Origin of the sequence: Pantoea sp. EABMAA-21, assembly GCF_030053335.1 — a bacterium.
GTDB classification, from domain to species: domain Bacteria; phylum Pseudomonadota; class Gammaproteobacteria; order Enterobacterales; family Enterobacteriaceae; genus Pantoea; species Pantoea communis.
The window spans coordinates 69,557-85,446 of sequence record NZ_JASGBX010000020.1; the positions used below are offsets into that span (position 1 = coordinate 69,557).

Sequence of the window (15,890 nt, forward strand, 5' to 3'; positions counted from 1 at the left end):
AGTTAAGCCAGCACCGATGAAACCAGCAGTTGGGTGTAGGGATGGTGCGGATCGTCCAGCACCCGATCGGTCAGACCGCTCTCCACCACTCTGCCCTGCTTCATCACCAACAGACGGTGCGCCAGCAAGCGCGCCACGCCGAGATCGTGCGTGACAATCACCACCGCCAGATTGAGTTCACGTACCAGGGTACGCAGCAGATCCAGCAGTCGCGCCTGCACGGATACATCCAGTCCGCCGGTCGGCTCATCCATAAACACCAGCGTGGGCTGGGTCACCAGGTTGCGGGCAATCTGCAAACGCTGCTGCATACCGCCGGAGAAGGTGGTCGGCAAATCGTCGATGCGGTTAGCGGGGATTTCGACGTCCTGCAACCAGCGCATCGCCTCTTTACGGATATCGCCGTAATGGCGCTGGCCGACGGCCATCAAGCGCTCACCGATATTGCCGCCTGCCGTGACCTGCGGACGCAATCCATCCAATGGATGCTGATGCACCACACCCCACTCGGTGCGCAGTAAGCGGCGGCGATCGCTTTCACTTAGCTGATAGAGATCCTGAGCGCGATAGAGAATGTTGCCCTGCTGTGGCGCTAAACGCGCCGACAGGCTGCGCAGCAGCGTGGTTTTGCCGGAACCAGACTCGCCCACAATGCCCAAGACTTCCCCTGGATAGAGTTCAAAGCTAACGTCTTCAAAACCTTTGCCTGGCGCATAGAGGTGCGTCAGATTGTTGACCGCAAGCAGCGGCTGTTCACTGTGCATGTTGTTGTTCCTGCTGCTGGTGGCAAAAATCGGTATCGGAGCAGACAAACATGCGCGTACCGGCATCATCCATGACCACCTCATCAAGGTAGCTGTGGCGTGAACCGCACAGGGCACAGGGTTCATCCCAGCTTTGTACGGTGAATGGGTGGTCGTCGAAGTCGAGGCTTTCCACTTTGGTGTACGGCGGCAGCGCGTAGATGCGTTTTTCACGGCCAGCACCAAACAGCTGCAGTGCGGGCATCATGTGCATCTTCGGGTTGTCGAATTTCGGAATCGGCGATGGATCCATCACGTAGCGATCGTTGACCCTTACCGGATAGGCGTAGGTGGTGGCGATATGGCCGTAGCGGGCGATATCTTCATACAGTTTGACCTGCATGATGCCGTACTCTTCCAGTGCGTGCATGGTGCGAGTTTCCGTTTCGCGTGGTTCGATAAAGCGCAGCGGCTCAGGAATCGGCACCTGGAAAATCAGCACCTGATCTTCCTGCAGTGGCGTCTCCGGAATGCGGTGACGCGTCTGGATCAGCGTGGCATCTTTGGTGGCTTCAGTGGTCGCTGCGCCGCTGACGCGCTGGAAGAAACGACGGATGGATACGGCGTTGGTGGTGTCATCCGCGCCCTGGTCAATCACCTTCAGCACGTCGCTGTCACCAATGATGCTGGCGGTGATCTGGATCCCGCCAGTGCCCCAGCCGTAAGGCATCGGCATTTCTCGTCCGGCAAACGGCACCTGATAACCCGGAATCGCTACCGCTTTGAGGATCGCGCGACGAATGGTGCGCTTGGTCTGCTCATCCAGATAGCCGTTGTTATAGCCGGTTAACTCACTCATCGTTTTGCTCCTGAACCTGTTCACGCAGCCGTTTCAGCAACTCCAGCTCCGCCTGGAAATCGACGTAATGCGGCAGTTTCAGATGCGAAACAAAGCCCGCCGCTTCCACGTTGTCGGCATGCGACAGCACAAACTCTTCATCCTGCGCCGGACCGGCAATACGTTCATCGTAATCGGGTGCTTGCAGGGCACGATCCACCAGCGCCATTGCCATCGCTTTACGCTCTGAGCGCCCAAACACCAGGCCGTAACCACGGGTGAAGTGCGGCGCACCTTCAGTTTGCGTGGTGAAGCCGTTAACCATTTCACACTCGGTCAGCAGGATTTCGCCGATATCAATCTCGAAGCCCAGCTCTTCCGGGCAGATTGATACGCTGAGATAGCCGGTGCGAATCTCACCGGCAAACGGATGGTTACGCCCGTAGCCACGCTGGGTGGAATATCCAAGCGCCAGCAGAAAACCTTCATCGCCGCGTACCAGCTGTTGCAGGCGTGCCGCGCGCGTCGCCGGATAACCGGGCGGCTCGCGGGTGATATCGCACGGCTCACTGCCATCATCCTCTTCACGCGCCGCCAGACCCTCTTTGGTCATCATGCTGAACACGTGCGGACAGCGTTCAGGCAGTGCCTGATCGTCACGCGGTGCCGCCGGGATTTCACCGTTGGCCAGCAACGTGAAATCGAGCAGACGATGGCTGTAATCGTAAGTGGGGCCGAGCACCTGGCCGCCCGGCAAATCCTTGTAGACCGCCGAAATACGACGTTCGATGCGCATCTCATCGGTTTCCAGCGCCATGCTGTCGGCCAGACGTGGCAAGGTGGTGCGATAGGCGCGCAGCAGGAAGATGGCTTCCACCAAATCGCCGCTGGCTTGTTTAATCGCTAAGGCCGCGAGCTGGGGATCGTAAATGCCGCCTTCGGTCATCACGCGATCCACCGCTAATCCCAACTGTTGCGCGACCTGATCGCAACCCAGTTCCGCCACGTCGCGGTCGCCACGGCGCAGATCGGCCTGAAGCTCATGGGCGCTGGCTATCGCCTTCTCGCCCCCTTTCACCGCAACGTACATCAGCACACCTCCACGTCAGTGGTGCGTGGCAAGGCCATCATCGCTTCACCGCAGGTGAAAATCAGATCCACGCCCAATGGGAACGGATGCGGACGCTCACGCAGATAAGTCAGAATCGCTTCCGGCAACTGTGGCGCGATGGCGCGTGATTCACGCAGGCCAGGGCCGGACAGGCGCAGGGTTAAACCCCCATTCAGGGAGGGCACTTCAATGATCAGCGTGGTACTTTTTTCCGGTGACATATTGTCGCCCGGCGCGAACTGCGCAGGATCCGGATTTGACGCTGCATGGGTTAAGGCAAACGGTGCATGGCGCTCTTCCACAATCGGCACACCGGTGTGGAAACGCAGGTTGTTACGCACGATTTCGCTGTCTACACGGCTATCCAGCCACAGCGCACTCTCCTGATCCACCAGCGTCAGCAGTACCGCCGTCGCGGCAGGAGACAAATCGCCCCAGCCCTGTTCCAGCGGCAGTGAGACCATCACGCCTGGCTCGCTCATGGCTTTCAGAATGCGACGAAAAGCACGCTGTGAATCGGCAACCGGATGGTTAAAACTGGCGAGTAATGTCATTAGTTATCTCCGCGTACCAGCGTAAAGAAGTCCACTTTAGAGCTGGCGATTTCACGTGCACGCAGCTGACGCTGCTCTTCACGCAAGGCCGCCAGCGGGGCAATCAATTTTTCCTGCAACAGCGCATGGGTTTCCGGCTGTTGCAGCAGCGCATCAATCACGGCGCAGCGTTCGGCATGGGCTTTATCGCGGCCCAGCACATAGCTGAAGCCAAGGGTGCCATCGTGCAGTTTCACTACGGCACGCGTGACGGTGGCATCGCCCATTACGAAGCGTTTGCCGCTACCGCCCATGCGCGCCTGCAAACGGGTTAAACCGGTTTCGGCGGGACGAATCGCTTCAAATTGTGCATTGAGGTGCAGCGACTGCCAGTGGGCATTTAGCTGGCTGGCTTCGCTGTGCGCGAGTACCGATAGCCAATGCTGGCGAGCGGTTTGCTGTTTCATTCATGCTCCAGAGTCAGTTCAATCATGTCGCCACGCGTCAGGCTGACGGAGTATTCCGCTACCTTACCGTCACGGTGTTTATTCAGGGTGCGCACGCACAGCAGCGGTGACTGCAGGGCAATCTCCAGCTGTTTACACTCTTTAGCCTGGGCGCGGCGGGTGCTGATTCGGGTTTGCGAACGCGTTAAATCGAGGCCAAGGTGCTGCTGCATAAAGTCATGCAGCGAGCCGTTCTGGAACTGCTGTATCGCCGGCCACCAGCTCAGTTCCGGCAGGAAGTGATTGATGACACACACCGGTACGCCATTGACGCGGCGCAGCGTGCGCAGATGAATCACGTTGTCGCCTTCATTAATGGCCAGTGCACTGGCCACGTCGCTGCTGGCCGGTCGCAGCACTGCCAGCAAACGTTCGCTGGTCGGATGGCTGCCCTGCTCCAGCAGGTTTTGGCTAAAGCGCGCCTGCGCATGCAAGGGGTAATCATAGGGACTCATCAACACCAGGATGCCGACGCCGTGACGGCGTTGCAGCAGCCCTTTGTTCACCAGTTCATCCACCGCGCGGCGCAACGTATGGCGGTTGACTTCATAGTGCTCGGCTAACTGCTGTTCGGAAGGCAGATAGTCACCGCAGCGATAACGCTCTTGCAGTGCCTGCTCCAGTTGGGCGGCGACCGCCTGGTAAACAGTGGTCGGATGTCTGGATATCTCCATCACGTTCAATACCTCATTCGCTATGGTTGAGGAACGCAGCGACAAGTGCTGCGAGATGGCGACTACAGTGCGCGAGCCAGATGACAGCGCCGTGACGACTCAATGACGTGAGGATGAATTTGCTATAGGGCAGCAGGATCGAAGCGAAACGGCTGCGGTTGTGATAAAAAATTTTTAACTGTTGCCTTTGTTACAGTGTTCAAAAAATTATCGCTTATTTTCACCGCTTTATCGCTTTCCTTACTGGGTGAAGCTTGCGTAAAGTCTGCTAACGTTATTGATGAGCCCTCCTTGTCACGCGAACCTTAAAATGATTAATACAATCAAACTGTCAGATGGATTCAGACGCAATTTCGTTCGGGAAGTGATTTTGCCTTTGGTGGCGATTTTAGTTTTAACCTTTGCCGGAGCAGGTGTTGGCTTGTTCTGGGGCACCTCGCTGAGCAATGAACAGGCTCGCGATCAACAGCAACGCATGATTGAGGCCTCCTTTAGCCAAAGTTTGAATGAACATTTGCGTCAGTTGCGCAGTTTGACTCGCTGGTCGCCTCTTGCTGACCAATTGGCGTTGGGCGTGCCGGATCAGAACTGGTTAGATCAAAATATCGGCGGCTGGCTTTATGACATGTTTGACCACCAGTTGATTCTGCTGATGGATCGTAACAATCAGCCACTGGCGGTCTGACGTGAGGGTAAACGCGTATCCAGTGACAGCGTAGGGCAATACCTTAAAGACATGCTGGCCAGTCCGCTCGTGGTGAGCAGCGATGAGGTGGCGGGTCCCAGCGATCGCGCCGATTTCGTGCGCATTGGGCAACGTGCCGCGGCCCTGGCCGTTGGCGATATCAGCAGCACCCGTGAAGCAGGCCGCTATCGATTAGTGAGTATCAAATTTCTCGATGATGGCTATTTACGTAATCTGGCGGATCGCAGCCAGCTGCAGCAGCTGCATTTTAGCGATGGCGCGCCCCAGCCCGGAACAGATGCACTCTACCAATTGAATTCACAGCAAGGCGATGCCGTGGGTTACCTGAGCTGGCTACCGGATAAACCCGGTGCGCAGATGTTGCGCATGCTCGGCCCTTCAACACTGTTATCCGTGCTGCTGATTACCCTGCTCTGTCTGTTTATGGTCAGGCGCATCTGGACCTCCTCTCTCAATCTGTCGCAATCTTTGCTTAAGCTCGGTGCCAGTGAAGCGCAAGCGCAGCATCTGGCTTTTCACGATGTGCTGACCGGGTTGCCGAATCGGGCGCTGGTGGAAGATCGGCTGACCCAGGCGCTGGCGGCATCCGCCCGGCACGATCAGCGTGTGGCGCTGCTGTTGCTTGATCTCGATCGCTTTAAAAACATCAATGATACCTATGGTCTTCATGCGGGCGATGAGTTGATCATTGAGGTGGCGCGCCGCCTCACGCACATCTTGCGTGCCAGCGATACCGTAGGACGCATCGGTGGGGATGAATTTATTGTGATGATGCCGGACGTCGATAACATCGGTCAGGTGCAGGCATTGGCAAAACGCATTATCAGTGAGCTGAGTGAAGCCTATGAGCTGCAAGGCAGCGAAGTCTGGGTTGGGGTTAGCATCGGGCTGGCGCTGGCCCCTAAAGATGGCATTGACCGCATGGAGCTGATGCGTAAAGCGGACATCGCGCTCTATGAGGCGAAAAACAGTGGTCGCGGCCAGTATCGCCAGTTCGAAAAAGTGATGGATGAATCGCTGCGCACCCGCCAGCAGATGGCGACGGATTTACGTCAGGCGCTGGTCAATTTCGATGGCCTGCGCGTGTGGTATCAACCCCTGATGGAGATCAGCGGACAGCGTGTGGTGGGATTAGAAGCCCTGCTGCGCTGGCAGCATCCGGTACGTGGTGATGTCTCGCCGGGTGACTTTATCGCCATCGCCGAAGAGACCGGGATGATCATTCCGCTGGGCGAATGGGTATTACGTGAAGCCTGTAAAACCTCACTGAAATTGCCGCAGGTGATTGTGGCGGTCAACGTTTCTCCCGTGCAGTTCCGCGCCAGTGGCTTTGTGGAGCGCATCGTTGAAATTGTGCGTGAAGAAGGCGCCAATCCGCATCATCTGGAACTGGAGATCACCGAAGGCGTATTGATTGAGGATGAGCACGAAGCGCGTAATAACATCATCGCGCTGCGTGAGGCCGGTTTCCGGATTGCGCTGGATGATTTTGGCACCGGTTATTCCAGCCTCAACTATCTCAGCACGTTCCCGGTCGACAAAATTAAGATTGATCGCTCCTTCACCCAATCACTGGGCGTGGCGCAAAATTCTGCGGCAATCGTTGAATCCGTGGTGCGTCTGGGTCACGCTATGGGCTTAACGCTGACCGCTGAAGGGGTCGAAACCGAAGGCCAGAAAATGGCACTGGCCGATGCGGGATGTAATCAGCTGCAGGGATATCTGTTCAGCCAGGCCGTACCGTTTGAAGAGATTGAAAAGATGATATAAATGCCCAGCGGGAGGAGAGTGTTCCGCCCTGCGGGCATTGACGTCAAAACCGCGCCGCTCGCGTTTAATCCGGTTAGCGGTGGCGGCGCGATCTACCCTGCACCAGGGTTATGACGGAAAATCTGTATCAATCGACGTCTGCTTCCAGGCTTCGATCTGCGCCAGGCGCTCTTTCAACTTATTGGTCACCGCCTCATAACCCCATGCGCCCATCACCAAATGGCGCGGAGGATTGTCATGTTCGGTGATGGCAATCATCGCCGTGGCCGCGCGTGCCGGATCGCCGGCCTGGGTGCCGCTGTATTCAGACGTGGCTTTCATGCGCGCTGCCGCCGTGTCGGCATACTCCGGTAAGGTGCTCGGCGTCTGATGCAGCGAACGCCCCGCCCAGTCAGTGCGGAATGGCCCCGGTTCAACACAGGTAACATGAATGCCCAAAGGTGCCGCTTCAACCGCCAGGGAATCAGACCAGCCCTCCACGGCGTGTTTGCTGGCCGAGTAGTAGCCTGAGCTGGCAAAACCAATGAATCCGGCCACTGAGGTGATATTGATGACGTGTCCACGACGCTGTTTGCGCATCGCCGGTAATACCGCACGCGTTAAGGCAAACAGGCCAAAGACGTTGGCATCGAATTGATCACGGATCTCGCGATCATCACCCTCTTCGACTGAACTCTGATAGCCGTAACCCGCATTGTTGACCAGCACATCAATGGCACCGAATTTCTCCAGCGCCGCGTGAACCGCGCGATCGATACTGCTCTGATCGGTCACATCCAGTGCCACCGCAAGTGCATTGTCATGCCCCGCCACCAAATCCTGCACTTTCGCCGGGTCACGCGCGGTCACCACGGTGTGAAAGCCGCGCGCAATGGTCTGCTGCGCCAGCTCCCGGCCAAAGCCGGTTGAACAGCCAGAAATAAACCAAACGGGGGTGTTTGCTGAAGCCATAGTGACATCCTCTTAAGTGCGCCCGATGAACCGTCATCGGGCAACAAAAGACTATGGCAAAGCCTGAAGCTGAATATTAGCGCTTAGTGCGACCGGTTCATCATCGCCGGATAGCGCTGTTGCAGATTTTGAAAGATAGCCTGCATCTGCGCGTCAAGTGCTGCCGGTTGTGTATCTGCTATGGCTGGCTTAAGTGCAACGGGTTGTGCCTCCGCCGCCACGGCGTCAAACACCTGTTGCTTCAGGAAGTGGCGCCAGCTGACCGGCGCTTCTGCCAGAAACGCGGTGAGCAACGCATAGCGCGCCGGTGTCCACTGCTGTTCAAATGCCGTGCGTGCCGGGCCGTGATCAAAATGCTGCCGGGCTTCGCGCTGCATCTCAGCGCGTAAACGCGCAGTGGTGACCTCATCCACCTCAGCATTGATGATCGCCACGCCATAGCTATCACGTGCCACTTGCACTGAAACAAATCCGCAGCGCACATCCTGCAGCACCGCCGCCGGCTCGCGCTCCACCGGCAGGCCATACCCTCCCGCGCCCGGACCGCGTACCTCAACGATATCGCCTGGCTGGCAACGAATGACATCGGTGTTGCCGTGTTCAATGACCTTGCCGTTGCGCAGCGTGCGGAAGTGCGACAATGCCCCTGACTCACCGCCTAGCACGCCAGCCGAGGCGAACACTGACCGGTTGCGATTGCGCGCCGTTACCGTGGTGTTGGGCGCGGTAATTTCAAACGCCATCTCCGTGGCCAGACCGCCGCGATAGCGCCCGGCACCGGCACTGTCCGCCGCCAGCCCATAGCGATGGAAATGGATGGGGACTTCTGCCTCGTTGATCTCAATAGGCGTGTTTTTCAGAAACGCCGATAACCCGCCAGAACCATCCGGGCCATCATGACGTGGCGTTCCGCCCGCGCCACCGCCGACAGGTCCTAGCGAGGCCACGACGCTGCGGTTCTGACTATCGCTGGTACGGATATTCATGATTGAGTTGCCGCCGGGTGAGTTTGCCGGTAAGCGATCGGGCAATGCCTGGGAGAACACGCCGATGGTGGCAATCTGCGACAGCGCACAGGTCAGCGAACGCATGCCTACCGCTGCGGGCGCTTCACAGTTCATTACGGTGCCCGGCGGCAGGATGGCGCGCGTCGGGCGTAAGGTGCCCGCATTAAGCAGCAGATGGCGATCCAGCGTTGAGAGCACATAAGTGACGCCCACCAGCGCCAGCGGATGCCGTTCACGGCCACCGGTGGGCATATTCAGCGAGGAGGCCAGCTGCGGATCGCTGCCGGTGTAATCCAGTTCCAGCGTGTCGCCGCTAATGCGCAGCGTGATCGCCACGCGGCACGGATAGCCGCCTTCACCATCTTCGTCGGCAAAGTCAGCATAGAAGTATTCACCATCCGGAATGGTGGCGATAATGCTGCGCGCCTGCGCTTCGGCGTAGTCCAGAATGCCTTCAATGCCCTGCAGGAAATCCTCAATACCGAAACGCGCGATGATGTCATGGATCTTACGCTCGCCCACGTTTACCGAAGCAATCTGCGCTTTGAAATCCCCCCAGTTTTGCTCTGGTACACGCACGTTTAGGCGCATAATGCTGGCGACTTCTTCATTCAACTCACCGTTGCGCACAATCTTGAGTGGCGGAATGCGAATGCCCTCCTGCACGATATCGGTCAGCGAGCGCGACAGCGAAGCCGGCACCGCACCGCCCACGTCGGTGTTGTGAATATGACCCACCACAAAACAGACAATTTCACCGTTATGGAACACCGGCTTCCAGATGTGGATATCCGGCGAGTGGGTGGCCACATTGCCCGCATACGAATCATTGGTGATGCAGATATCGCCCTCTTCGTAATGATCGATTAACGCCAGCACCGGGCCGTAATCGATGCCGCTGTACCAGGGCGCGCCAAAGCTGCGTGGCGAAGCGAACGCCATGCCGTCACGGCTGACAATCTGACAGGAAAAATCTTCGGTCTCTTTAACGAAAGTGGAGTGCGCGGTGCGCATCAGCGTAAACGCCATCGCATCGGCCGCAGCGGCACAATAGTTCGCGAGAATTTGCAGGTTACGTCCGTTAATGGCCATATTAGTTTGCCTCCACAGGCGTAATCAGCAAGTTGCCAAAGGTATCGACATCCACCTGCATCTGCGGTGGAACACAGGTGGTACAGTCATCTTGTGCGATGATCACCGGTCCGTTGAGATGATGTCCGGCCCGCAGACTGGCACGCACCACCACATCCACCTGATGCGATGCGCCATCAATCCAGGCACTGACACGTTTCGCAACGGCAACGGGCCCGGTCGCGTCGGGTAAGATGTTGAGCGTTGGCTTCGGTGTGGGCGAGGCGATCACTAAACGCAGATTGATAATCTGCACGGGTGCATTGGCATCACAGTGACCAAATAGCAGCTGATGCTGGCGGTCAAAGGCCTCGTGCAAGGCCGCCACGTTGGCCTGCGCCAGCCACTCTGGCTGTAGCGCGACTTCGATCTCAAACGACTGACCGCGATAGCGCATATCAGCGCTGTAGTGCAAGGTGAATGGCATATCAGTGCCATGTTGCTCGCACAGCCAGCCGCGTGCGCGTTGGCTCAGGCCTTCCGCTTCCGTTGCCAGTGCATCCGCCAGCGTCGCGTCCAGATCGCTATAAAGCGTGCGGATAAAATCATTGCGGATATCCGCCACCAACCCTCCTAGCGCTGACAGCACGCCCGGTGTAGGCGGCACGATCACCCCTTTCATATTGAGTTCGCGGGCGAGGAAACACCCCATCATCGGGCCCGATCGGGCCCGCGCCGCCAAAGGCGAGGAACCAAAATTCACGCGGATCCAACCCAAAACGCGACAGCAATCCGCTGGTATCACCGTACATACTGGAGATCGCCAGCTCGATGGCGGTTTCCGCCGTCTCTTCCACCGTGATACCCAGTTGATCTGCCAGCGGTTGCCAGGCAGCACGTGCAGCAGCAACATCGACTTTCACCGCGTTGTAACCGAGATCGCCATGACCGATCATGCCACAGGCGGCAAAAGCATCGGTCGCCGTCGGTTGCGTCCCTCCACGCTGGAAACACACCGGCCCGGGCAGCGATCCGGCGCTATCCGGGCCCATCTGCAGCACGCCCTGGTTATCGATCCACGCCAGCGAGCCGCCACCCTGCCCCACCGAGGTGACTGCCACTGACGGAATATAAATCGGGAAATCACCGATGATTTCACCGTTGCCCTGCGCCACTTGCCCATCGACGATCACCGCCACGTCCGCGCTGGTGCCGCCAATATCAAGACTCAGGATCTTGTCGAAACCACAAGCGCTGGCAAGGAAGCTGGCACCGATCACGCCTGAAGCCGTGCCGGACAACACCATCTGCACACATTCACTTTTCGCCTGCTCCACGCCCATCACCCCACCATTGGATTTGGTGATACGCGGCGGCGGCTTAACGCCCATGGTGTGCAACGCCTGTTCAAACGATTCCAGGTAGTGAATCACCATCGGCTGCACATAGGCATTAATGGTGGCGGTGATAGTCCGTTCATATTCGCGAATGATCGGCCAGATGTCGGCGGAGCAAGAGGTGAGCAGTTCAGGCGCCACCTCGTCGATAATGGCTTTGACTGCTGCTTCGTTGTGGCGATTGCGATAACTGTGTAACAGCGACACCACAATGCCCTGACAACCCGCCGCACGCGCCTGATCAATGGCATCCAGCACACTTTGCCGATCCACTGGCTGCAACACGGTGCCGTGGCGGTCCGTTCGCTCTTTGATGGCAAACACCCGATCGCGGGTAATCAACGGTGCCGGACGTCGCGAAAAGAGATCGTGAATATGAGGAATTTTGAGACGCGCCAGCTCCAGCACATCACAAAATCCTTCGGTGGCAAACAGCGCCAGCCGCACGCCACGTCGCTGGATGACCGCGTTGATGCCCACGGTGGTGCCGTGGGTAAAATAGTCAATATGCTGGGGTTCAATCCCGTCACGCTGCTGCAACTGCGACAGCCCGGTGAGGATTTCGCTGCCGGGCTGATCCGGTCGCGACAGGACTTTTAAGGTATGAATCTGATGAGTCTGTTCATTCAGCACGGCAAAATCCGTAAAGGATCCGCCAATATCAACGCCAACGCGGTAACCCATGGTGAGCAAGCTCCGTTATCAGGAGAGAGGAAATTCCATCAGTTTTTGCGGATCCTGCACCACACGCCAGCCAAGGCGCTGATACAGCTGATGGGCATCATTAGTAGAGAGCATCCAGCGGTGCACCGTGGCCAGCTCCGGGTGCGCACGCACACAGGTCGCCAGCCAGCTGCCCAGGCCGTGGCCTCGCCAGTTTTCATCGATCATCACATCGCACAGCCAGCCAAATCGGGTGTAATCCGTCACCAGTCGCGCGAAGCCAATCTGCTGTTGCTGATGGTAAACACCAAATGGCAACGAACCGGCAAAAGCGCGCTCGGTTTTGGCGCGTGGCTGCGCGTTGGCCCAGTAAGACTTCTCAGTCAATTGCTGGTGGATGTAATCCATATCAAGGCGCTGGCGATCGGTAGAGATGGTGAACTCGTCGCGCTGCCATTGATGATCGGCAAGGGTTAAAGCGGTCATGGCAACTCCTTGTAAAGCGATAAATTGAGTGTACGGATATGCAGGCACAGGACGCGCGTGAAGCCACGACCGGAACAGTAAAGATAAAGGGAATTTACGGCAGAGAAGAAATTTTATGCTGTGGCAGATGCGTTCGGAGGTTCAGGGGCGAATAGCGGAGTGGAAACAATACCTTCTCCCTGTCTGGGAGAAGGTCAGGATGGGGTCAATTACACACTAAAATCCACAGAATTATGCTTAGCAATCAGCGATCGCAATGGCACGGTGCTTTTCATAATCGGGGATTTAATCACGATATAGCTGAAGTACTTATCGATGCCGATTTGTGCGTCCAGCATCTTCTCAATCACTTCCTGGTAGTGCTCGATGCTGCGGGTAATAAAGCGCAGCAAATAGTCGTAGCCGCCGGTAATCAGATGGCACTCCATCAGCTCATCCACGTCGCGAACCGAATTTTCGAATTTCATAAAATCTTCGCGTCGATGGCCCGAGAGCGTGACCTCGGTGAACACCGTAACGGAATCGGTAATTTTGGTCAGATTGATATGGGCTTCATAGCCGGTAATAAATCCAGCCTGCTCCAGGCGCTTCACCCGTTGCAAACAAGGGCTGGGCGAAAGTCCTACGGCGTCGGCGAGATTGACGTTGCTGATACGGCCATCTTTTTGTAGTTGCACCAGGATGTTGATGTCGATGCGGTCGAGTTTCATTAAGCCGTTCATAGCACCCCTCATTGTTGACCAATCGCGCAGGCTGATACGATGGTATATCACGCTTTGACGTGACGGCGCTAGCGACTTCCGCACGCCACGTCATTCATTGGTCGAGTCAATAATTCCTTAGATATCAATGAGGAAGCCGGATTTATCCCAGGCGACCACTGGCGCGGGCCAGCGCAATATCAAAGATATGTAACGCTTCTTCCAGCTGAGAATCTGTGGTCACCAGTGGCGCGAGGAAGCGCACCACGTTGCGATGCAGGCCACACTTGATCAACAGCAGGCCTTCCTGACAGGCGCAGTCGAGGATTTTCTGCGTCATCGCAGCGTCAGGACGTTTGGTTTCGAAGTCGATGATCTCCACCGCCTGCATAAAGCCCACGCCACGTACTTCACCAATGCAGGCATATTTCTCCGCCAGCTGTTGCAGACGTGCATTCAGCTGTTCACCCAGCTGATTGCTGCGCGCCAGCAGATTGTCGTTTTCCAGCAGGTCCAGCACCGCCAGCGCCGCCGCACAGCCCAGCGCGTTACCGCCATAGGTGCCGCCAAGACCGCCCGGCAATGGCGCATCCATGATGGCTGCTTTGCCGACTACGCCGGAAATCGGCAGACCGCCCCCCAGACTCTTCGCCACGGTCACCAGATCCGGTGTAATGCCCAGTTGCTCGAAGGCAAACAGCGTACCGGTGCGACCAAATCCGGTCTGCACTTCATCGAGAATCAGCACGATTCCGTGTTTTTCGGTAATGCGACGCAGCGCTTGCATAAAGTTCGCACCCGCTGGCAGGAAGCCACCGTCGCCCTGAACAGGCTCGATGATGATTGCTGCCACACGCTCCGGCAGGATCTGCACGGCGAACAACTGTTCCAGCGCTTGCAGGCAGTCATCATCGCTGACGCCATGGAAGGCATTAGGATAAGGCAGGCGATACACCTCTGAGGCGAACGGGCCGAAGTTCTGTTTATACGGCTGGCTCATCCCCGTCAGGGTACAGCCTAGCAACGTACGCCCATGGAAGGCACCCTCAAACGCGATAATGCCGCTGCGGTTGGTGTGCGCACGGGCAATTTTCACCGCATTTTCTACCGCTTCCGCCCCGCTGGTGAAGAACACGCTTTTGAAATCTTCACCTTTGCCGACCAGCGCATTCAGGCGCTGCGCCAGTTCGATATAGCCCGGGTAGGCAACGACCTGGAAACAGCCGTGTGACACCAGCCCAAGCTGTTTTGTCACCGCATTCACTACCGCCGGATGGTTATGGCCCACATTAAGCACCCCAATCCCGCCGACAAAATCGAGATAGCGATTGCCCTCGACATCCCACACTTCACTGCCTTTTGCCCGCTCAATCACCAACGGATGCGCGGTGACCACACCACGCGGCACGTTCTGTTCACGTGTATCCAGTAACAGGCTGTTATCGCTATACGTTTGCTGCTCCGCCATGACATTCTGCATTTTCAAAATCCTCATCCACGTAACGTTCGGTTGGCTCAAGTATCGCAACCCGTTGGTTTCTCACGCTGCCGTAATCAGCAAAGCAGCGGCATTTCGTTTCAAAATCTTCTGCCAATCAGCAGGGAAATTCTGCACGCAGCGCGTGGCGGGCGATGGCCGTCAAAGTCTGAATACCGTGCGGGATCAGCGCATCGTTGAAGTCGTAAGAGGAATGGTGCAACGGCTGGCTGGGTGCCGATCCGATCCACAGATAAGCCCCCGCTCTGGCCTGCAACATAAAGGCAAAATCTTCCGAGGTGAGAGCAGGCTGTCTGGCTTGTTCAGCAGGCATGTCCGCCTCACGCAGGGCATCCAGCGCCAGTTGTGCAGCACCCGCATGATTGACCGTGGCCGGGTAATAACGCAGATAGCTCACCTCTGCCTGCAGACCGTGCGCCGCCGTGACATGTTGCGCCATTTCACGCAGACGGCTTTCAATGATGTCCTGCGCTGCCGGGCTGAACGTACGTACCGTGCCGGTGATACTGGCTTCCGCCGGAATCATGTTGTGTGAGAAACCGCCCTGCATGCGCGTCACCGTCAGCAAACCCGGCTCGCACGGGTCAAGTGCGCGCGCCACCAGCGTATTGAGTTGCACCACCAATTCACTGGTGGCCAGCAAGGTGTCACGCGTCAGGTGTGGCTGTGCCGCATGACCGCCACCGCCCTTTACCGTGATATCAAAACGGTCCGCCGCCGCCATGATGGCACCCGGCCGGGTCTGCACTTCGCCCAGAGGCAGTTCAGGCCAGTTATGCAGGGCAAATACCGCATCGCAAGGAAATTGCTGGAACAGGCCGTCATCGATCATCGCTTTCGCGCCGGCTAAACCTTCTTCCGCTGGCTGGAAGATAAACACCAGCGTGCCGTTAAAATCACCCTGCTGAGCCAACTGGATAGCCGCGCCCAGCAGCATCACCGTGTGACCATCGTGACCGCAAGCGTGACAGACATTGTCATGCACACTTTTCCACGGCTGGGTGCCGTTATCCTGCATCGGCAGCGCATCCATGTCCGCGCGCAGACCTATCATGCGCGGGCTATTTCCCCGTTTCAGCACACCGACCACGCCGGTTTTACCCAGGCCGCGATGCACCTCAATGCCGTGCTCTTGCAGCACCTGCGCCACGATGTCGCTGGTGCGCGTTTCCTGATAGCCCAGTTCGGGATGGACGTGCAGATCCCGTCGCAGAGCGACTAATTGATCCAGTTGC

12 protein-coding genes and 2 pseudogenes are annotated in these 15,890 nt (G+C 57.3%); 1 reads left to right on the plus strand and 13 read right to left on the minus strand.

What is annotated here, in order from left to right; genetic code table 11:
• Nucleotides 1-2: 2 nt before the first annotated feature.
• From phnK to phnF, 6 genes are read right to left on the minus strand one after another with little or no spacing between them, the layout of a single operon-like run.
• Nucleotides 3-764 (minus strand): phosphonate C-P lyase system protein PhnK, encoded by a 762-nt coding sequence (gene phnK / locus QMZ65_RS22325; protein WP_039332167.1) that lies wholly within the window; start codon nt 762-764, stop codon nt 3-5.
• Nucleotides 754-1,602, minus strand: coding sequence for an alpha-D-ribose 1-methylphosphonate 5-phosphate C-P-lyase PhnJ (locus tag QMZ65_RS22330; RefSeq protein ID WP_283216701.1), 849 nt, complete (start codon nt 1,600-1,602; stop codon nt 754-756). Before QMZ65_RS22330 ends, phnK begins: the two co-directional genes overlap by 11 nt.
• Nucleotides 1,595-2,671 (minus strand): carbon-phosphorus lyase complex subunit, encoded by a 1,077-nt coding sequence (locus tag QMZ65_RS22335; protein ID WP_283216702.1) that lies wholly within the window; start codon nt 2,669-2,671, stop codon nt 1,595-1,597. The genes QMZ65_RS22330 and QMZ65_RS22335 overlap by 8 nt, the downstream gene beginning before the upstream one ends.
• Nucleotides 2,671-3,246 (minus strand): phosphonate C-P lyase system protein PhnH, encoded by a 576-nt coding sequence (gene phnH / locus QMZ65_RS22340; RefSeq protein ID WP_034824582.1) that lies wholly within the window; start codon nt 3,244-3,246, stop codon nt 2,671-2,673. Before phnH ends, QMZ65_RS22335 begins: the two co-directional genes overlap by 1 nt.
• Entirely contained in the window at nt 3,246-3,692 is a 447-nt protein-coding gene (gene phnG / locus QMZ65_RS22345; RefSeq protein WP_034824584.1) for a phosphonate C-P lyase system protein PhnG, read from the minus strand. The genes phnH and phnG overlap by 1 nt, the downstream gene beginning before the upstream one ends.
• Nucleotides 3,689-4,405, minus strand: a complete 717-nt coding sequence (phnF, locus tag QMZ65_RS22350; RefSeq protein WP_283216703.1) for a phosphonate metabolism transcriptional regulator PhnF — start codon at nt 4,403-4,405, stop codon at nt 3,689-3,691. The genes phnG and phnF overlap by 4 nt, the downstream gene beginning before the upstream one ends.
• Nucleotides 4,406-4,715: 310 nt before the next feature.
• On the opposite strand from phnF, the pseudogene QMZ65_RS22355 reads away from it, so the two are divergent.
• Nucleotides 4,716-6,881, plus strand: a pseudogene (locus QMZ65_RS22355) (putative bifunctional diguanylate cyclase/phosphodiesterase).
• 108 nt (nt 6,882-6,989) lie between these two features.
• Here the strand turns inward: QMZ65_RS22355 and QMZ65_RS22360 are convergent.
• From QMZ65_RS22360 to QMZ65_RS22390, 7 genes and pseudogenes are all read right to left on the minus strand, one after another.
• Nucleotides 6,990-7,832, minus strand: a complete 843-nt coding sequence (locus tag QMZ65_RS22360) for an oxidoreductase (RefSeq protein ID WP_283216704.1) — start codon at nt 7,830-7,832, stop codon at nt 6,990-6,992.
• 83 nt (nt 7,833-7,915) lie between these two features.
• A complete protein-coding gene (locus QMZ65_RS22365) occupies nt 7,916-9,931 on the minus strand; it encodes a hydantoinase B/oxoprolinase family protein (RefSeq protein WP_283216705.1) in 2,016 nt (671 codons plus the stop codon).
• Nucleotide 9,932: 1 nt separating this feature from the next.
• Nucleotides 9,933-11,991: pseudogene (locus tag QMZ65_RS22370) on the minus strand (hydantoinase/oxoprolinase family protein).
• An 18-nt stretch (nt 11,992-12,009) separates the two neighbouring features.
• Nucleotides 12,010-12,456 (minus strand): GNAT family N-acetyltransferase, encoded by a 447-nt coding sequence (locus tag QMZ65_RS22375; RefSeq protein WP_034824597.1) that lies wholly within the window; start codon nt 12,454-12,456, stop codon nt 12,010-12,012.
• A gap of 209 nt (nt 12,457-12,665) precedes the next feature.
• On the minus strand, nt 12,666-13,178 hold the full coding sequence (locus QMZ65_RS22380) for an Lrp/AsnC family transcriptional regulator (protein ID WP_034824599.1): 513 nt from the start codon (nt 13,176-13,178) through the stop codon (nt 12,666-12,668).
• Nucleotides 13,179-13,320: 142 nt separating this feature from the next.
• Nucleotides 13,321-14,637, minus strand: a complete 1,317-nt coding sequence (gabT, locus tag QMZ65_RS22385) for a 4-aminobutyrate--2-oxoglutarate transaminase (RefSeq protein ID WP_283216706.1) — start codon at nt 14,635-14,637, stop codon at nt 13,321-13,323.
• 115 nt (nt 14,638-14,752) lie between these two features.
• On the minus strand, nt 14,753-15,886 hold the full coding sequence (locus tag QMZ65_RS22390; protein WP_283216713.1) for a M20 aminoacylase family protein: 1,134 nt from the start codon (nt 15,884-15,886) through the stop codon (nt 14,753-14,755).
• Nucleotides 15,887-15,890 lie beyond the last annotated feature (4 nt).